The 19,157-nt window shown below is 70.6% G+C and carries 11 protein-coding genes and 1 pseudogene; 5 read left to right on the forward strand and 7 right to left on the reverse strand.

Features of this window, described 5'->3' with window-relative positions:
- Positions 1–48: 48 nt before the first annotated feature.
- Positions 49–2,091: a TRAP transporter permease gene (locus tag ACGF3C_RS16445; RefSeq protein WP_393222656.1), complete on the forward strand. Its 2,043-nt coding sequence runs from the start codon at positions 49–51 to the stop codon at positions 2,089–2,091.
- Complete coding sequence (locus ACGF3C_RS16450) at positions 2,088–3,107, forward strand: TAXI family TRAP transporter solute-binding subunit (RefSeq protein ID WP_357228395.1); 1,020 nt, start codon at positions 2,088–2,090, stop codon at positions 3,105–3,107. Before ACGF3C_RS16445 ends, ACGF3C_RS16450 begins: the two co-directional genes overlap by 4 nt.
- Before the next feature lie 9 nt (positions 3,108–3,116).
- On the opposite strand, the gene ACGF3C_RS16455 is transcribed toward ACGF3C_RS16450, so the two are convergent.
- Positions 3,117–3,653, reverse strand: a complete 537-nt coding sequence (locus tag ACGF3C_RS16455; protein ID WP_355009809.1) for a hypothetical protein — start codon at positions 3,651–3,653, stop codon at positions 3,117–3,119.
- A pseudogene (gene dnaG, locus ACGF3C_RS16460) lies at positions 3,654–5,556 on the reverse strand (DNA primase).
- 113 nt (positions 5,557–5,669) lie between these two features.
- Here dnaG and ACGF3C_RS16465 point away from each other — a divergent pair.
- Positions 5,670–6,875: a low temperature requirement protein A gene (locus tag ACGF3C_RS16465; RefSeq protein ID WP_393222661.1), complete on the forward strand. Its 1,206-nt coding sequence runs from the start codon at positions 5,670–5,672 to the stop codon at positions 6,873–6,875.
- 6 nt (positions 6,876–6,881) lie between these two features.
- On the opposite strand, the gene ACGF3C_RS16470 is transcribed toward ACGF3C_RS16465, so the two are convergent.
- From ACGF3C_RS16470 to ACGF3C_RS16480, 3 genes are read right to left on the reverse strand one after another with little or no spacing between them, the layout of a single operon-like run.
- Positions 6,882–7,730, reverse strand: a complete 849-nt coding sequence (locus ACGF3C_RS16470) for a siderophore-interacting protein (protein WP_357234242.1) — start codon at positions 7,728–7,730, stop codon at positions 6,882–6,884.
- 15 nt (positions 7,731–7,745) lie between these two features.
- Complete coding sequence (locus ACGF3C_RS16475; protein ID WP_357234245.1) at positions 7,746–9,011, reverse strand: deoxyguanosinetriphosphate triphosphohydrolase; 1,266 nt, start codon at positions 9,009–9,011, stop codon at positions 7,746–7,748.
- Positions 9,001–9,348 carry a VOC family protein gene (locus ACGF3C_RS16480; protein ID WP_357234248.1) on the reverse strand — a complete coding sequence of 116 codons (348 nt, stop codon included), beginning with the start codon at positions 9,346–9,348 and terminating at the stop codon, positions 9,001–9,003. Before ACGF3C_RS16480 ends, ACGF3C_RS16475 begins: the two co-directional genes overlap by 11 nt.
- A gap of 253 nt (positions 9,349–9,601) precedes the next feature.
- On the opposite strand from ACGF3C_RS16480, the gene ACGF3C_RS16485 reads away from it, so the two are divergent.
- On the forward strand, positions 9,602–10,102 hold the full coding sequence (locus ACGF3C_RS16485; protein ID WP_357207070.1) for a roadblock/LC7 domain-containing protein: 501 nt from the start codon (positions 9,602–9,604) through the stop codon (positions 10,100–10,102).
- A gap of 42 nt (positions 10,103–10,144) precedes the next feature.
- On the opposite strand, the gene ppdK is transcribed toward ACGF3C_RS16485, so the two are convergent.
- A complete protein-coding gene (gene ppdK / locus ACGF3C_RS16490) occupies positions 10,145–12,853 on the reverse strand; it encodes a pyruvate, phosphate dikinase (protein ID WP_357233186.1) in 2,709 nt (902 codons plus the stop codon).
- 207 nt (positions 12,854–13,060) lie between these two features.
- Here ppdK and ACGF3C_RS16495 point away from each other — a divergent pair, with 207 nt between their 5' ends.
- Positions 13,061–14,836, forward strand: coding sequence for a beta-N-acetylhexosaminidase (locus ACGF3C_RS16495; protein ID WP_393222667.1), 1,776 nt, complete (start codon positions 13,061–13,063; stop codon positions 14,834–14,836).
- A 138-nt stretch (positions 14,837–14,974) separates the two neighbouring features.
- Here ACGF3C_RS16495 and ACGF3C_RS16500 read toward each other — a convergent pair whose 3' ends face one another.
- Positions 14,975–18,865, reverse strand: coding sequence for a LamG domain-containing protein (locus tag ACGF3C_RS16500; RefSeq protein WP_393222670.1), 3,891 nt, complete (start codon positions 18,863–18,865; stop codon positions 14,975–14,977).
- Positions 18,866–19,157 lie beyond the last annotated feature (292 nt).

Genomic DNA, 19,157 nt, shown 5'->3' on the forward strand with positions numbered 1-19,157 from the left:
GCGACTCGGGACCTGGCCGCCCAGTTCGAGGACGAGAAACCAGGGCGGGTGCTCTCCGGGCCGGCGGGCCTGCTCCTCACCGTGGCGGCGCTGGCGGTCGGCGCTCTCGCCCTGTGGCAGGTGTTCCGCCCCCTGTCGCAGGGCAGCAAGTATTACCTGATCATCTTCCTGGCCGGCGTACTCCCGCTGGTCTTCCTCGCCTACCCGTCCGACCTGCGGCTGCCGGCCCGCCTACGCGCCCGACTAAGCGCCAACCGGGCCGAGGCCACCGGGAGCGACAGCGACGGGCGCGTCCCGGCACCCGCGTCGACGCGGCCCACAGTGACCGACTGGGCTCTGAGCGCCCTGGCGGTCGCGGCCTGCCTCTACCCCGTCCTCCCGATCCGGATCGGCAGCGGTGGCGGCGGCTACAACGCGTTCCTCGACCGGCAGGGCCTGCTGGCGGCGACGGATCTGGTGCTGGGCACCGTCCTGCTGCTCCTGCTGCTCGAAGCGTGTCGACGTGCCACCGGTTGGATCCTGCCAGCGGTCTGCCTGCTGTTCCTCGGCTACGGCTACTACGGCGGGTTGTTGCCGCAGTCCTGGCCGGTCGCGCACGCCGGGCTCGACTTCAGTCAGCTGGTCGACGCGTTCTACAACTCCGACAGCGGCTTCTACGGCACGCCGCTCGACGTGGCCGCCTCGTACATCGTGCTGTTCACCATCTACGGCGCGGTGCTGGAGTTGTCCGGGGCCGGGCGGTTCTTCGTCGACTTGTCGGCCGCGGCGTTCCGACGTTCCCGGACCGCCGCAGGCCGGACGGCGGTGGCCTCGGGTTTCCTGCTCGGCACCGTCTCCGGCTCCGGCGCGGCGACGACGGTGAGCATCGGCGCGGTCACCTGGCCGCTGCTGCGCCGCGCCGGCTACCCGCCGGAGCGGGCCGGCGGCATGCTGGCCGCGGCCGGGGTGGGCGCGATCCTCTCCCCGCCAACCCTGGGTGCGGCGGCGTTCATCATCGCCGAGTACCTGGGCGTCTCGTACCTCCAGGTGCTGGGCTGGGCAACGGTACCGACGGTGCTCTACTACCTCGGCATCCTGTTGGCCGTGGAGATCGACGCCCGCCGCTCCGGCGTACGCCCGGTGGTCATCGACGTCGGCTCGCCCTGGCGGCTGCTGGCCCGGTTCGGCTACCACTTCGCCTCACTGATCGCCATCATCGTGTTCCTCGCCATCGGTGTGTCCGCGACGCGGGCCGTCGTGTTCGCCATCGTCCTCGCCGTCGTGCTCTCCTACCTGGACCGGGCGCACCGACTCACCCCGGGCCGGCTGGTGACCGCGCTCGTCACCGGCGTACGCGGCGTCCTCGCCGTCACCGCGGTCTGCGCCGCCGCCGGCATCATCACGGCGACCACCACGAAGACCGGCCTCGGGCCGCAGGCGGCGGCGTTGCTGATCGGCGGGGCGCAGGCGGCCACGTCGGACCCGACCCTGGTGCTGGTGCTCACCGCGCTGCTCGCCGCCGTCGCGCTCAGCCTGCTGGGCCTGGCCGTTCCGGTCACCGCGTCGTTCGTGATCGGTTGGGTGATCGTCGGACCAGCCCTGCTCGACCTGGGCGTCACCGCGCCGGCGGCGGCGATGTTCGTCTTCTACTTCGCGGTGCTGTCCGAGGTGTCCCCGCCGACCGCGCTCGCTGCGGTGGCCGCCGCCGCGGTCACCGGCGGCCGGCTGGTGCCGACCATGTGGCAGACCCTGCGGTACGCGCTGCCGGCCTACCTGACCCCGATCGCGTTCGTCATCACGCCGGCGGGGCTCGGTCTGCTCGGCATCGGTGGTGTCCAGCGGATCGCCTTCGCCGCCGGCGTCACAGCGCTCAGCGTGGCGGTGCTCGCCGTCGCCGCCGGTGGCTGGCTGCCCGGTGTGGGCCCGGCCGGCGTACCGGAGCGGGTGCTGGGCGCTCTCGCCGGCGTCACATTGCTCTGGCTCGAACCCGTGCCGGTCACTGTCGGCGCGGCGCTGGCCGCCGTCGCGGCGGCGGGCGTGTTCGTCCGACGCGGCGCCGCCGGCCGGTCAACGTCCGGATCACCAGCAAATCCTGTGGAGGAACAACTGTGAGACGAATCGACGTACGGCTCGCGGCGGGCGTGAGCGCGCTCGCCCTCGTCGCGGTCGGTGCCGCGGGTTGCGGAGGTCAGCAGGGCGGCGCGGCCACTGACGACACGGCCAGCGAGGTCACCTGCGAGGTGACCAAGGAGACCCGCGTCGGCATCGCCACCGGCAACGCGACGGGCGTCTACTACGTGGTCGGCAACGCCCTGGCCGGGCAGTTGTCCGGGGCGACCGGCGGCAAGCTCACCGGCACCGCCGCCGAGACCGGCGCCTCGGTGCAGAACGTCGAGCAACTGGTCGGTGGCCAGTACGACGTGGCCTTCTCGCTGTTCGACACGGCGGTCAACGCGGTGGAGGGCAAGGGCAGCTTCACCGAGCCGCAGCCGGTGCAGGCGCTGACCCGCATGTACGACAACTACACGCAGGTGGTGGTCCGCAACGACTCCGGGATCACCTCGGTGGCCGACATGCGCGGCAAGCGGATCTCCACAGGCTCACCGAAGTCCGGCACCGAGGTGATCGCGAACCGGTTGTTGGAGGCCGCCGGTCTCGACCCGGCCAAGGACATCCGGGCGCAGCGACTGGACCTCACCAAGACTGTCGAGGGGATCAAGGACGGCAGCGTCGACGGCTTCTTCTGGTCCGGTGGTCTGCCCACCGGTGGCCTCACCGACCTGTTCACCACGGCCGGCAACTCGGTGAAGTTCGTCGACGTCTCGCCGTTGCTGCCGAAGATGACCGCGCTGAGCCCCGGCTACCAGGAAGGCACGATCGGCCGGGACGCGTACAAGACGGCGAGCGACACCCCGACCATCGTCGTGCCCAACGTGCTGCTTGTCCGCAAGGATCTGGACGCCAACGTGGCCTGCGCGATCACCCGGACGGTGTTCGACAAGCGCGACGCTCTGGCCCAGGCCAACCCGGCGGCCAAGGGGATCACGCTGGAGAGGGCCCGCCGGACCCTGCCGGTGCCGCTGCACCGCGGCGCCGAAAAGGCGCTGAACGACCTCGGCGCGAACTGACCCGACCGGTCAGCCGTCGGCCGGCGCGGTGGCGGCGCGGGCCACACCGACCAGCCGGTCGGTGTCGGCGAGCACTGCGTCGTCGTCGGTCGGAGTGCCGGGGTCGAGTCGGACCGTCCAGGTCAGACCGTCGACCCCGGCCACGCGTCGGGCCGCGACCCGCGCCGCGCCGCCGGGCACCGGCTGGTGCTCGGTGTACGCGACCGAACGGGTCACGCGGGCCCGCACCTGGTGCGGCAGCTCCCCCGGGTCGAGCAGCAGGTACGTCTCGGCCGGACCGTCGGCGACCACCGTGTAACCGTCGCGCTCGACGACGGGCTCGGCGGGAGTGACTGTCAACTGCCGGCCGGACCAGACCGCCTTGAGGATGGTGTGCCAACCGAGCCGGTGCCCTCGACCGGGCAGCCACAACCCGAGGTTGGTGGCGACCACCACCCCGTCGCCCTCGCCGTTGCCGGCGGCGGCCCAGGCCACCACCCGCTCGTCGGCGGTCAGCGGCGGCCGGTCGGCCGGCGGCAGCTTCGGCTTGCGGCTGAACAGTCCCATCTAGAGGCCTCCCGCAGCCTGCTCGCGCAACGCCCGGGCGTGCTGCTCCAGGGACAGCAGCTCACCGAAGGCGGCGAAGTACTCGTCCTTGTTGTTGACCGGGTTGATCCGCTGGATGCGTGACTTGAGGTCCCGGACCCGGGCGGTCACCGACCCGAACTGCACCCGGGCCATGGTGATCGACACGTAGCGCGGGTCCGGCTCGCCGTCGATCCGCAGTGGTTCGACGGCCAGCTCACCGACCAGCGCCGCTGCCGCCAGGTCCTCGCAGGCGTCGCGGACCGACTCGATCCAGACCGCGCCGCCGGTCGCCGACGCGGCACCACCGGCCGCCGCGATGGCCGTACGCACCGCCACGTGCACCGGGTGGCGGTATTCGGTGGCCTCGACCGTGTCGAACATCGGCCCGGCCAGGACCGGTTGCTGGAGGGCGAGTTTGAGCGCCTCCCGCTCGACCATCGACTGCGGGCTGTCCACCGCCGGCTCGGGGCGGGCGGAGGTTGGCCGACCGGCGGGGGCGGCCTCGCGGGTGCCGGACGGCGTGGTGTTGCCGGCGGCGAGCACCGCCCGCTGCACCGGCTCGATCTCCATGCCGAGGTCCATGGCGAGCTTGCGGACGTACTCCGGGCGCTTCTCCCGGTCCTTCAGGCGCGCGACCAGCGGCGCGGCGTGGCGCATCGCCTCGACCCGGCCGTCGACGGTGTCCAGGTCGAAGCGGCTGATCACGTGCCGCAGCGCGAAGTCGACGAGCGGCTCACGGCGGGCGACCAGGTCACGCACCGCCAGGTCGCCCTTGGCCAGCCGCAGGTCGCACGGGTCCATGTTGTCCGGGCTGACCGCGATGAACGTGCGCCCGACGAAGCGCTGGTCGTCTTCGAAGGCGCGCAACGCGGCCTTCTGCCCGGCGGCGTCACCGTCGAAGGTGAAGATGATCTCGCCGGCCACCTCGTCGCTGTCGAACAGGAGCCGGCGCAGGACGGAGATGTGGTCCGCGGCGAAGGCGGTGCCGCAGGTCGCCACCGCAGTGGTCACTCCGGCCAGGTGACAGGCCATCACGTCGGTGTAACCCTCGACGATCACCGCCCGACCCTGCTTGGCGATCTCCCGCTTGGCCTGGTCGATGCCGTAGAGCACGTGCGACTTCTTGTAGATCGGCGTCTCGGGCGTGTTCAGGTACTTCGGGCCGTCGTCGTCATCGAAGAGCTTGCGCGCGCCGAAGCCGATCACGTCGCCGGCGAGGTCGCGGATCGGCCAGAGCAGCCGGCGACGGAACCTGTCGATCAGGGTGCCGGAACGGGACTCCCGGGACAGCCCTGCGGTGACCAGCTCCTGGTGGGTGAAGCCCTGCTGGCGCAGGTGCTTGGTGAGCGGGTCCCAACCCTCCGGCGCGAAGCCACAGCCGTAGCGCTCGGCGGCGGCCCGGTCGAAGCCCCGGCGCGCCAGGAACTCCCGTGCCGCCCGCGCGCCGGCGGTGCTCAGTTGCGCGCTGTAGAACTCGACGGCGGCGGCGTGCGCGGCGACCAGGCGCTGCCGCTGACCCTGCTGCGGGCGGGGACGCGGGGTGCCCTTGTCGTCCTCGATGTAGCGCAGTTGGATGCCGGCGCGACCGGCCAGCCGCTCGACGGACTCCACGAAGCTGAGATGGTCGGCGTCCATCAGGAACTTGATCGCGTCCCCGCCGGCCCCGCAGCCGAAGCAGTACCAGACGTTGCGGGCCGGGGACACGTTGAACGACGGACTCTTCTCGTCGTGGAACGGGCACAGACCCTTGAGGTTGCCGCCGCCGGCGGACTTCAGGGTGACCGTCTCGGAGATCACATCCCCGATCGAGGTGCGTTCCCGGACCAGTGCGATGTCCTCGTCCCGGATCCGCCCAGCCATGCGCCACCCCCTCGCCGTACATCCTGCCCTGCCGGACCGACGACACGCCGGCCGGGGGACGCCGGTGTGGCGGCGGCCGCTGCCGGCTGGGCGGTTCCGGCCCGCAGGCCGGGTCCGCCCGGGGACCATGACCAGATGCGCCGGGTACGCAGCCAAGCCCCCCGCCTGCCGAGATGGCTGGCCGGCCGGGTCGGGCTACCCGATCAGACCCCGGGTGCGGATGAAGCCGGACACCGCCACGCCACCTGGCTGGAGCTCTTCCTCGACCTCATCTTCGTGTACGCGCTGGCGGCGGTGGTGGCTCGGCTGGGTGACGAGCCGAGCCCGTCGCCGACCGACGTACTGGCCGTGATCGGGCTCTTCGTGGTGATCCAGTGGGCCTGGATGGGACAGGTCTACTACGACACCCGGTTCGACCCGGACGACGCGCTGCACCGGGTGCTGGTGCTCGTCGCGCTGGTGGGCGCGGGCGCGATGACACTCGGGGTCGACGAGGTGCCGGAGAGCGTGCTCCTGCCCATCGGGTACCTGATCGTGCGGGGTGTGCTGCTCCTGCTGTACCTGCGCGCCCGTTCCACCAGTCCGATGGCCCGGATGGTGACGACCATCTACCTGATCGGCTTCGGGTCGGGCTGGTTGATCTGGTTGGTGTCGCTGATCGTGCCCACCGAGCTGCGACCCGTCCTGTGGATCGTCGCGATGCTGATCGAACTGTCGACGCCCTGGGTCGGGGCGCGTTGGCTCAACCGCTGGCCGGTGGACAACAGGCACCTGCCGGAACGGATCGGGCAGTTCACCATCATCGTGCTGGGTAGCGCGCTGGCCAGCCTGCTCTTCGCCGTGCCGGACCACCCCCCGCCCCACATGATCCTCACCGCCGCGTTGGCCTTCCTGATCCCGGCGGCCGTCTGGTGGGTCTACACCACATTCGTCACCACCCGCCTGCTCCAGCGCCGGCTGCGCGGCGGCCAGGCGTACAGCTACCTGCACATTCCGCTCGGCGGTGCGCTGCTGCTGCTCGGCTGGTCACTCGGGCAGGTGGTCCGGCTGGTCGACGACAACGCCAACCACCTGCCGCTGGAGTTGCGGCTGCTGCTCGGCGCGTCGATGGTGATCTGGACGCTCTGCGGTCTCGCCCTGTACTGGCTGTGGACGCGGCCGAGCGCCGCCCGGTTCGCGATCGCCGTCTACGGGGTGGTCTCGGTCTCGCTGATCACCGTGACGGTGCACCAGCCGAGGCTGATGCTGTCGCTGCTCTCCCTGGCCGTCGTCGGGTACGCCGTCCTGGTCAGCCGGCGACTGGCCAAGGCCGGCCAGGCGAACCAGACGCCCGAGGGATGAGCGCGCTCAGGCCACCCCGGCCGGCTCGGCGACGCTCGTCTCTTCGGCCGCCACCTGCTGGTTCCAGTCGGCCTTGCTGGAACGCCAGCCCTCGTCGTCCATGCCACGCCGCCAGTAGCCGGAGATGGAGAGCCGGTCGAGGGGTACGCCCCGCTCACCGCGCAGCAGCCGGCGCAACTCCCGGACGAAGGCCGCCTCGCCGTGCACGAAAGCGTGCACCTGGCCGGCCGGGAACTCCAACGCGCGTACCGCCGCGACCAGCGCCTCGCCCACCGGGCGTTCGCCGCGATGCAGCCAGGTCAACTCGACCGCCCCGGGGCTGAGCAGCTTCTGCTCCTCCGCCGGGTCGGCGATCTCCACGAAGACGTGGGCCGGGGCGCCCAGCGGAAGGCGCTCCAGCGCGGCGGCGATCGCCGGCAGGGCGCTCTCGTCACCGACAAGCAGGTGCCAGTCCGCGTCCGGGTTCGGGGCGTACGCGCCGCCGGGGCCGACGAAGTGCACCGGATCGCCGGGACGCAGCGCAGCGGCCCACGGGCCGGCCAACCCCTCGTCGCCGTGGTGCACCACGTCGACGGTCAGCTCCCCGGCCAGCGGATCCCAGCGCCGCACGGTGTACGCGCGCAGCCGGGGCCACTGTTCCCGGGGCAGGTCCCGGCGGATCGCGGCGAGGTCCAACGGCTGCGGGTACGCGACGTGCGGCTGCGGGAACACCACCTTGATGTAGTGGTCGGTGAACTCGCCCACCGGCAGGCCGACCAGCTCGTCCCCACCGAGGACGAGCCGGATCAGGTGCGGGGTGGGCCGCTCGGTGCGCAGCACCCGGGCCGAGGTGACGTTCCTGGGGCGTTCCGTCATGTCAGTTAGGTTAGCCTAAGTTGGCTCGGGGTCGGCCGGGGGTGTCCCCTTGCCGACCAGGCGGGTGTGCCAGGTCACCGCCGCCGGGTCGGTGAGCGAGGCGACCTGGTCGATCACCACCCGCAACCTGGCCCGGTCGTCCGGGGCGGCCCGCCACAGCGGGACGAAGATCGGGTCGAGCCCTTCCGGGGCACGTCGGACCAGCGCGGCGACCAACTCCGCGAGCATCGTCCGCTGCCGCTCGTAGCGGCCCCGGAAGCCGCTGCGACGCATCACGTACCGCAGCGCTATGCCCTTGAGCAGCGCGCACTGCGCCCGCACCAGGCGGGGCACGACCAGGTCGGCGGCATAGCGGCGGTGCGGGCCCGGACCGAAGCGTTCCTCCGTCGCCGCCACCGCGGCGGACACGAACAGCCCGGTCACGCCGCTGGTGGTGGCCTTCAACGCGACCTGCGCGCGATGGCTGCCGTCGTAGCCGGCGAGCGGGGCGAGCAGCGGCCCGGCCAGCAGATCGACGAGCACCTCGGCCAGGTCCGCCTCGGACTCCCCGGAATAGGCGGCGGCCACGTCGGCGCAGAGCGCGGCCCGCTCGTCGGCGTCGGTGAGCAGCGGGTGCAACGTGACATAACCACCGTGGATGCCGTCCTCCACGTCGTGCACCGAGTACGCGACGTCGTCGGCCCAGTCCATCACCTGGGCCTCCAGGCAACGCCGGTCGCCGGGTGCGCCGGCCCGGATCCAGTCGAAGACGGCCGCGTCGTCGGCGTACACCCCGAACTTGCGCTCCCCCGGCCGGCGCGGCCAGGGGTACTTGCCGATCGCGTCCAGCGACGCCCGGGTCAGGTTCAGCCCGGCGGACGAGCCGTCCGGGGCGAGCACCTTCGCCTCGAGGCGGGTCAACACCCGCAGGGTCTGCGCGTTGCCCTCGAAGCCGCCGCACGGCGTGGCGAGCAGATCCAACGCAGCCTCGCCGTTGTGCCCGAACGGCGGGTGCCCGAGGTCGTGCGCGAGCCCCGCGACGTCCACCACGTCCGGGTCGCAGCCGAGCCGGGAACCCATCTCCCGGGCGATCTGGGCCACCTCCAGCGAGTGGGTCAGCCGCGTACGCAGAAAGTCGTCGGTGCCGGCGGTGTGCACCTGGGTCTTGGTGGCCAGCCGGCGAAACGCCGCCGAGTGCAGCACCCGGGCCCGGTCGCGCTCGTACGGCGACCGGCGATGCCCGGTGTCCTTGGGCGGCTCCTCGACCAACCGGGCGTCCGCCGCCCCCGGCTCACTTCTCACGCAGTATGCAGAACTCGTTGCCCTCGGGGTCGGCCAGCACCGTCCACTCGACGTCGCCCTGACCGATGTCGACGTGCCGGGCGCCCATGTCGACCAGGCGCTCGACCTCAGCCTCCAGATCGGCGGGGCGCAGGTCGAGGTGCAGCCGGTTCTTGCGCTCCTTGCCCTCGGTCACCGGCACGAAGACCAGGCCGGGCAGGCGGTCGGCGGACTGGCGGATCTCCACCTCGTCGGGCTTCTCGGTGACGACCTGATAGCCGAGCGCCTCAGCCCACCAACGGGCCAGTCGGGCCGGATCGCGGGCGTCGACAGTCAGGCTCTCCCAGACACTCGTCATGCAGTCACCTCTTCCCGTTCGACGCGGCGCCCAATCGGCCGTGTACGAGCGAGCCAAGGTTACGCCCGCCACCACTGCCCGACCCGCTCACGACGCATCGATGAATGGCACACAACCACCGATTGGCCCCCAGTTGCCGACCGATCGCCGAGGGTTACGGTCTCGCGGTCGGAAGTCGCCACCGGTAGCGTTCCCAGCGCGGAACGTGACCAGCCGACTGACACGCAGAGCCGACCGGTGAGGGGTAACGCTCGTGGACGCAGACACGGTGATGGGACCGGAGCTACGCGGGCTGCGCCAGCGCCGACCCGACATCGCCGGCACGGTGCTCGCGGGCACCGACGGCCTGCTCATCTCCAGCGACCTACCCAGCACCGACGCCACCCATCTCGCCGCGCTCGCCGCCGCGAGTTTCGGGCTCGGGCACCGGGTGGCCGACACCGTCCGGCATGGTGAGTTCCGGGAGTCGGTCGTGTGCACCACAGCAGGCTGCGTGGTCACCTATCCGGCCGGGCGCAGCGCCCTGCTGACCCTCGTCACCGCGTCGGCGGCGGACGACCTGGAGGCGCTGCACGAGGAGGCGCGGGTGGTGGCCCGTCGGGCAGGGTCGTTCCTGGACATTCGCGGCGCGGGCATCGGCGCGACAGCCGTACCGGACGCGCACGCCCCGCTGGCCACGCGTACCCCGATGGCGACCCTGCCTGCGCAGTTGCGCCGCTCGTCCCGACCGACCTGGCGTCGTCCGCCGATCTGAGCGCCGGCGGCGGCCCGGTGACCGGGCCGCCGCCGGCGTGCGTCAACGGCTGTCCGACCCGCCGGTCTCCACGACCGCCCGACCGGCCTCCAGCCGGGCCACCGGCACCCGGAACGGCGAACAGGACACGTAGTCCAGGCCGACCTCGTGGAAGAAGTGCACCGAGTCCGGGTCACCGCCGTGCTCACCGCAGACACCGAGCTTGAGCCCGGGGCGGGCGGCCCGGCCCTCCTCGGCGGCGATCCGCACCAGCCGGCCGACACCGTCACGGTCGATCGACTCGAACGGCGAGATACCGAAGATGCCCAACTCCAGGTAGCGCCAGAAGAACGCGCCCTCGACGTCGTCGCGCGAGAAGCCCCAGCCCATCTGGGTCAGGTCGTTGGTGCCGAAGGAGAAGAACTCGGCGGCCTCAGCGATCTGCCCGGCGGTCAGGGCCGCCCGGGGCACCTCGATCATGGTGCCGATCAGCACCTCGACGCCGCTGTCCCCGACCACCTCGGCAATGATCTTCTCGGCCTCGGCGCGAACCGTCTCCAGCTCCTGCACCGCCCCGACCAGCGGCACCATGATCTCCGGCTTGGCCGCGCCCCCGTCGCGGGCGCAACTGACCGCCGCCTCGGCGATGGCGCGGACCTGCATCGCGAACAGGCCGGGGATGACCAGGCCAAGGCGTACACCCCGCAGCCCGAGCATCGGGTTCTCCTCGTGCATCCGCCGGACGGCGGCGAGCAGCGCCTCCTCCTTGGCCACGTCCTCGCCGCGTTCCTGCGCGACCGCCACGTTGACGGCGAGCTGCTCCAACGGCGGCAGGAACTCGTGCAACGGCGGGTCGATGAGCCGGACGGTGACCGGCAGGCCGTCCATCTCGCGGAAGATCTCCTCGAAGTCGGCCCGCTGCAACGGCAGCAGCGCCGCCAGCGCCGCCTCCCGCTCACCCGGGGCCCGGGCCAGGATCAGCCGCTCGACCAGCTCCCGCCGGTCACCGAGGAACATGTGCTCGGTGCGGCACAACCCGATGCCCTCGGCGCCGAAGCGCCGGGCCCGGGCGGCGTCCGCGCCGGTGTCGGCGTTCGTGCGGACCGCCAGCCGCCGCTTGCCGTCGGCGTGCGTCATGATCCGGTGTACGGCCCGGACCAGCGCGTTGTCGACGTGCTCGGGGTCGAGGCTGCCCTCGAAGTACTGCACGACCTCGGAGGGCATGACCGGCACCTCGCCGAGGTAGACCTTGCCGGTGGTGCCGTCGATGGACACCACATCGCCCTCGGCGACGGTCTGGCCGGCGACAGTGAACCGCTTCGCCGGCACGTTCACCTCGATCTCGTCGGCACCGGAGACGCAGGTCTTGCCCATGCCCCGGGCCACCACCGCGGCGTGGCTGGTCTTGCCGCCGCGCGAGGTGAGGATGCCCTTCGCGGCGATCATGCCGTTCAGGTCGTCCGGGTTGGTCTCCCGGCGCACCAGGATCACCGACTTCCCCTCGGCGGCCAGCTCGACGGCTCGGGCGGAGGTGAAGACCACAGTGCCGGACGCCGCGCCCGGCGACGCGCCGATGCCAGTGGCGACCGGCTGGAACTCGTGGTCGAGCTGGAAGCGCGGGAACATCAGCTGGGCCAGTTGCGCGCCGTTGACCCGGTGCAGCGCCTCGTCCAGGTCGATCAGGCCCTCGTCGACGAGCTGCCCGGCGATGACGAACGCGGCGGCGGCGGTGCGCTTGCCGACCCGGGTCTGCAACATCCACAGCTTGCCGCGTTCGATGGTGAACTCGATGTCGCAGAGGTCCTTGTAGTGCTCCTCCAGCCGGGCCATGATGCCGAGCAGCTCGTCGTAGGACGCCTTGTCGAGCTGCTCCAACTCCTGCAACGGCACCGTGTTGCGGATGCCGGCGACCACGTCCTCACCCTGGGCGTTGGCCAGGTAGTCGCCGTAGATGCCCTGCGCCCCGCTGGCCGGGTCACGGGTGAACGCGACACCGGTGCCGGAGTCGGGCCCGAGGTTGCCGAAGACCATCGTCACCACGTTGACAGCGGTGCCCAGCTCGGCCGGGATGCGCTCCTGACGGCGGTAGAGCACGGCGCGCTCGGCGTTCCACGACTCGAAGACCGCCCGGATGGCCAGGTCGAGCTGTTCGCGCGGCTGCTGCGGGAACTCCCGGCCGGTGTGCTTCAAGAAGATCTTCTTGTACGCGTCAACCAGCCCTCGCAGGTCGTCGGCGTCCAGATCCAGGTCGTTGTGGGTGCCCTTGGCGTGCTTGGCCTCGTCGAGCGCGTGCTCGAACTCCTCACCCGGCACCTCGCAGACGGTCTTGCCGAACATCTGAATGAGTCGCCGGTAGGAGTCCCAGGCGAACCGCTCGTTGTTGCCGGCCTGGGCTGCGAGTCCTTCCACGCTCTGGTCGTTGAGACCGACGTTGAGGACGGTCTCCATCATGCCGGGCATGGAGAACTTGGCACCGGAGCGGACGGAGACCAGCAGTGGGTCCTGCGGGTCACCGAGGCGCTTGCCCATCGCGCGCTCCAGCGACTCCAGGTGCGCCTCGATCTGACCGGCGAGCCCGTCCGGCTCCCGTCCCGTCGCGAGGTACGCCTGGCACGCCTCGGTGGTGATGGTGAAGCCGGGCGGAACGGGCAGGCCCAGATTGGTCATCTCGGCGAGGTTTGCCCCCTTGCCGCCGAGCAACTCCTTGAGCTCCTTGTTGCCTTCGGAGAAGTCGTAGACGTACTTGTGATCGACGGTCTCTTGCGCTGCCACCAGAGCCTCCACAACACACGCGCCGGATTGACACTTAACGAAGGTTCAGTTTTCTTCTTCCCCGGGACGGACCGCCGGTAATCCCGGGGTCAACGTCGATCGGTGGGCGAAGGTTAAGCGACCATCGAGTGACCTGGGACCGTTCGGTGACAATTGGCACAGCTATCACGACTATCCGTGTTCGTACCGGTTTTTGGGAACGCTTCCATGCGCACCATCACGCATCCGGCCGAGCGTCGTACGCTTGACGGCACGCCAGCCGGTGAACCTCACTTTTGCCATAACCGACGCGAATACACCCCCGGAGTCGCCGCCGTGTCGACCACCCCCTCCCCCGGCCCCACCGCCGTCCCCACACCGCGCTCGGCGGGGGAACCGGACGCGGCCACGCTGGCCCGCACGGCCGAGCAGACAGCGGGCGCGTTGCTCGCCCCGGCGGCCCCCCACCGGCTGGCCGACGTCGTGCCCGCCCCACAGCAGGTCCAGCCGGACCCGACCGCCGACTGGACCCTCCCAGCCGAAGCCGTCATCACGTCCAGCGCCGACCCCGCCGCGTTGGCGGTCGCCGAGCAGCTCGCCCAGCTCCTGCGCCTGGCCACCGGCTACCCGCTGCCGGTAACCGACGCCACCACGCCGGAGCCCGCCGGTGGCATCGCGCTGGTGCTCGACGGCAGCGCCGACCTCGGCGCGGAGGGCTACCGACTCGACATCGCCACCGACGGGGTGAACCTCACCGCCGCCACCGCCGCCGGCCTCCATTACGGCGTACAGACGCTGCGCCAACTGCTGCCAGCGGCGATCGAGAGCTCCACCCCGGTCACCGAACGCTGGGTGCTGCCCGGCGGGACCATCACCGACGCACCCCGGTTCCCCTACCGGGGCGCGATGCTCGACGTCGCGCGGCACTTCTTCGCCGTCGAGGACGTGCTGCGGGTGGTCGACCACCTGGCCCGCTACAAGCTCAACCACCTGCACCTGCACCTCACCGACGACCAGGGCTGGCGCATCACCGTCGACTCCTGGCCGAAGCTGACCAGCATCGGCGGGACGACCGAGGTCGGCGGCGGCCCCGGCGGGCACTACACGAAGGCCGACTACGCGCGGATCGTCTCCTACGCGGCAGCCCGCCACATCACCGTCGTCCCGGAGATCGACCTGCCGGGGCACACCAACTCGGCGCTGGTCGCGTACCCGGAACTGGCACCGGACAAGATCGCACCGCCGCCGTACACCGGCACCGAGGTCGGCTTCAGCTACGTCGACCCCGCCGACGAGCGCACGTACGACTTCGTCGCCGACGTGCTGGGCGAGGTGGCCGCGCTCACCCCCGGCCCCTGGCTGCACATCGGCGGCGACGAGGCGTTCAAGGTCAAGGGCGAGGTCTACACCGGTTTCGTCGAGCGGGTCCAGCGCATCGTGGCCGACCTCGGCAAGACCGTCGTCGGCTGGCACCAGCTCGCGCCAGCCGCCCACCTCGACGGGCGGGTCCTGCAGTGGTGGGGCACGAACGGCGAGGACCCCACCACCGTCGAGGCCGTACGCAGGGGTGCCCGGCTGATCGTCTCCCCCGGCAACCACGCCTACCTGGACATGAAGTACGCCCCGGACACCCCGATCGGGCACGACTGGGCCGGCCTCATCGACGTGCGAAAGGCGTACGACTGGGATCCGGGCACGCACGTCCCCGGCGTACCCACCGAGGCGGTTCTCGGTGTGGAGGCCCCGCTCTGGACCGAATCGGTCACCTCGCTGGCCGACATCGAACTGCTGCTCCTGCCCCGCCTCCCGGCCATCGCCGAGTTGGGCTGGTCACCCCGGGCAAGCCACGACTGGGCCGACTTCCGCGACCGCCTGGCCGGCCAGGGCCCGCGCTGGACGGCGGCCGGAATCACCTTCCACCGCGCGCCCGAGGTCCCCTGGCCCACCGGGCCGGCACTTCCCGCACCGCGCGACGCGAGCCTCGAAACGACGTTCGATCGCTAGACGAGCAGCCGGTCCGTCAGCTCCCCTCGCAGCCCGGCCAGGTCCGCCACGCGGTCCGCGCTGCGATGCGGCGGGCATGGTCCACCACGCCCGCCGCATCCCGCCCGAACGGCGGATCTCCGGCCACACTCGGGGCGATCAGCCGGCGGCGAGGTCGGCGATCCGTTCCGGGGCAAGCGTGGAGGTCCAGATCCGTACGTCGTCGACGACGCCACCGAGCCGCGAGTGACGGCTCCCGCTGGTGTCCCCGCCGCAGCCGATCAGGGTTGGCCCGGGAGCCATCCAGGGAGTGACCGGGCCGTCAACCTCGCCCTGCGCGACGCCGTCGACGTACAGGCGGACCTTGCCGGCGCCGAGGTCGTACACACCGGCGAGGTGCGTCCACTTGCCGAGGGCCGGTGGCTGCTGCGACTCCGAGTTGTGCCAGACGGCATCCGCTGCCGTCGAGTCCGGCATGCCGAAGTGCCATCGATTGGCGCCCGGGTGGTAGCCGAGATAAAGGGCGGTATTGCCATTGGATATCTGCGACATCACCGTGTGGTGCCCGGTGGCCTTCTCGAGCAGCACCCAGGCGGTCAGGGTGAACGATGCGTCGGTACGCACGAGCGGACCCGGAGCCTCCGCGCAGGAGTTCTCGGCCAACTCCAGGCCCAGGGCACCGTCCCGACCGAAGCCCCGATCGCGTGCCCAGGCGTACGGGCCGGTGATGGTCAGGTCGCGGCCGTTGCCGGACGTGTCGGTCAGGTATGTCGGCGTGTCGCTGGCCGGCCCGTCCAGCGGCCACAGACCCTCCAGCTTCACCCCCGGGTTACCTCCGTGCGCGGCGGCCACCTGGGCGGCGGTGAGGGCGCCCTGCCAGGCCTGCACACCACTGACCGACCCCACGACGTGATCCACAGGAATACCTGTGTACTTCGCACAGCCGATGGTGACCGGCCCGTTGGCCTGCCAGGGTGCCGCCAGCCTTGGGGCCGACGAGGCCAGGACACCGTTGACATACAGGGTCATCCGCTGGGCTGTGGCGTCGTAGACGCCAGTCAGATGGGTCCACCTACCCACGTCGGCAGCCATACCAGCGGGGGATCTCGCCCACGGCGCCGAGGAGCCGTCGGAATCGACGTCCATCATCAGGAAGCCCCAGTAGTGGGTGCCGTCCAACACCCGCGTGCCGAGATACCAGCCGCTGTGTCGTTCGCCGTCCTGACCGATGACCGTCTGGTTGCCCAGACCCGGGTCGTCCACCTTGACCCACGTCGCGATCGTGAATGACTCGTCGGTCCGCACCGCAGGCCCGCTCGTCGTAGCGCACTGCTGCTGGCCGTTCAGTCTCAGTGCGGACGCGACCCGGCCGTGCTGGTCCTCGACCCACGGCACGTCCTCCGGCACCACCGCGTCGGAGGATCGGCCGGTGGCCTCGGCGCCACTACCGCGCAGCTGCCAGTCGCCGACCAGGCCGGCGGGCAGTTCGGCGGCGGCACGGGCGATCTGTTCCTCGGAGAGCAGGCCCTGCCAGACGCCGACGTGGTCGATCCCGCCGATCAGGTGGTACAACTCCGAATCCGCGCTCCCGAAGCAACCGACAAGGAAGCGGCTCTTCGCGTTCCATGGCGTGAACGGAATTTCACCCTCGGACGCGAACTGCCCATTCACGTACAGCCGCATGATCCGCGCCACCGGGTCCACAGTGGCCGCCACATGCTGCCACTGGCCAAGCGGCGTGGACGTCGGCGCGTAGATGCTGGCGAAGGGCGACCCGTCAAAGTCGCCGCCGGTCACGGCCAGCTCCCAGCGGTCATGGACGTGGTGGTAGAGGAGGTAGAACGAAGGCCGTGCCGTACCGACCTGAGCGAACACGGTACGGAGGGAAGACTTGTCGGCCAGGTTCACCCAACCGGAGACGGTGTACTCCGCGTCGGTGCGAACCGTCGGTGCACTCCTCGCGCAACCCGCACCGCTCATAGCGAGGGCGGCACCCGGCACTCCCTTGCGATCGGCGCCATAGCTGACCCCACTGCCGAGGGTCAGATCGCGTCCCTGTCCCGAGTCGTCGAATCCGTTCCCATCGAGCCTCCAGGTGGCCTGTGGCTGGGCTTGGGTGATCCGTCCGGTGAAGAAGTTGAACGCGGTCCGCGCCGAGTAGTTGCCGGCGTTGTCCTGCGCCCAGACGTAGACGACAGTTCGGCCGACCTCCGGAGTGAAGGTGACGGTCGTCGTGCCGCCGGATGCCTGGAAGGCCTGCATCGCGTCGGTGCCGATGCCGTAGGCGAACTGCTTGACGCCGGACATGGCGTCAGCGGAGGTGAAGCTGAGTGTCACAGGCGCGCCGGCGACCGGGGTGCCCGAGACGCGGGTGACCACTGGCGTGGTGGGAGCGGTGTGGTCGACCCGGAAATAGCAGTATCCCGTCCAACCGGTGGCCTCGCCGTCCACGTCGTCGTAACCCCGCACCCGCCAGTTGTAGGCCCCGTCGACGAGAGCGGGGGCGGTCCATCCACGCTCGACGCCGGAGGTGGTCCATGCCGAGGTGTGGTCAGGGGGGTTGGTCGGACCGTTGATGTCGAACTGCACCTTCACCGAGCCGTCGCCGTCGCTGGCCTTGCCGTAGAGCGTCGGAGTGGGGACGTTGACCCATGGCCCCGGTGACGTCGTGCTGCAGTTGCCTCCGGGCGACGTGCGGATCGCCACCGGAGAGGAAGGCCGGGACTGGTACGTCGCCTTCAATCTGACGTTGGCCGGATCGAACTTGGCCCAGTGTCCACCACTCTCGTTCCCCATCCTGAGGCCGAAGGTTATCGAGGCAGCGCCTGCGTTCGCGTGCCGCTGGACGTGGTAGCCGACGTTTCCTCCGTTGAAACTCTGCCAATTGGCCGACTGACCGCAGTTGGCCCCGACCGTCTTGGTCTGCAGCGGCCCTTCATGCAGCCACGTACCGGCCATGCCATTCCAGGTGGGAGTGCTGCTTGCCAATGAGTTCGTCTGCCAGATGCCGACAGACTCATTACAGTTACCCGTGTGCACCAGGTACGCGTCGACACTCGTCGTATTCACGAGACGCCGGCCCGACATCGCTGAGATATCGAAGTAGAAATGCGACCGCCAGATGTCCCCGTGGTCGTCCCAATTTGAGCCGACGCGGGCCACCTCGCGGGGCCAGGAACTACCCGAGGTCCACTGGGTGTTTCCGTTGGAATCATTCACGGGGGCCCACCTGGCCCACTTCATGTCATAGCTCGGGTCGATGAAGACCGGGAACTGCGTTCCGCTCAACACCGCCGGGTCAACGGCCACTGTGAGTGATCCTTTGTCGACACGTACGTCGACCCGAGCCACCGCAGCGGCGTCGGACGGACCACTGACACTGGAGCTGGTCACGGCGCTTTCCCGGCTGGAGTCGAGGGTCCCGGCACCCCGCTTCCCGGCGGAGGGCTCACCAGTCGCCGCCGTCGAGTCCCATGCCATCGCCGGCGGGGCAGCCGCGAACAACCCACCCGGACCGGAGATGGTGACGCGATTGTCGGTCACCGCCACGTCGGCCGATCCGCCGAGGACGAACCGCGTCTCCCGGACTGCCGGGTTCTTCGCCGCCACAGCACTCTTGACCACCAGCAGGTGCGAGAAGCCCCCGCGTTCGGCACGCACCACCAGGTCGACGTCCGGATAGACGTTCGGGTAGGTGATCGTGTCGCCGTGGATGACGCCCTGCGGCAGCGCGCTCGGCCACCCGAGCGAGAAGTCCGCGCCAGCGCCGGTCATGGTGGCGAACGGGCCTTGTCCGCCCTGGGAGAAGACCACGTCGGCCGTGGAGGCGACCGGACGGACGCGACCGTCGCCACCGACCGCCAACGTCGTGTCGATCCCCCGCCAACGACTACCGACCTTTGCCCACTGCGGCTCGGCCCACGACTCTAGGGTGAGTTCACCGGAGGGTTGCGCGAAGACCTTCGTGGTCTCCGAGGCTGCCGCCAGCACTTCGACCGACGTCTCGCAGGTGCGTGCGAGCGAGATCGCTGCATTCTCGGACGGCGCCATTGCCGCACCGCCGGTGGCGGCTGCGGAACAACGGTCCGATTCGGGGGCAGCGGTGGCTTGACCGCTCGCCCCGACAACCGCTATCGCGCCCGCCAAAAGGGTGCCGGCCGTAATATTTGCCAGCCAGGCATGACGAAGTAGAACCACAGCCGCACCCCCGTAGAGCAGCCCAAGAAGTCTTGCGGCAGACAATACATAGATCCACTGCGTTTAACCATACGCAATTTCGTTGATAAAATTGAGGTCGAATCCAGAGCAGATCGACCATTTTGGTCGGTTGGCAACGATGGCC

Source organism: Micromonospora sp. NPDC047762 (genome assembly GCF_043204655.1).
Taxonomy (GTDB): Bacteria; Actinomycetota; Actinomycetes; order Mycobacteriales; family Micromonosporaceae; genus Micromonospora.

Excerpts from the sequence above, each read along its gene's own strand:
- ACGF3C_RS16455 (WP_355009809.1), bottom strand. The coding sequence starts at position 3,653 with ATGGGACTGTTCAGCCGCAAGCCGAAGCTGCCGCCGGCCGACCGGCCG.
- ACGF3C_RS16465 (WP_393222661.1), top strand. The coding sequence starts at position 5,670 with ATGCGCCGGGTACGCAGCCAAGCCCCCCGCCTGCCGAGATGGCTGGCC.
- ACGF3C_RS16470 (WP_357234242.1), bottom strand. The coding sequence starts at position 7,730 with ATGACGGAACGCCCCAGGAACGTCACCTCGGCCCGGGTGCTGCGCACC.
- ACGF3C_RS16480 (WP_357234248.1), bottom strand. The coding sequence starts at position 9,348 with ATGACGAGTGTCTGGGAGAGCCTGACTGTCGACGCCCGCGATCCGGCC.
- ACGF3C_RS16495 (WP_393222667.1), top strand. The coding sequence starts at position 13,061 with ATGCGCACCATCACGCATCCGGCCGAGCGTCGTACGCTTGACGGCACG.
- ACGF3C_RS16500 (WP_393222670.1), bottom strand. The coding sequence starts at position 18,865 with ATGGCGCCGTCCGAGAATGCAGCGATCTCGCTCGCACGCACCTGCGAG.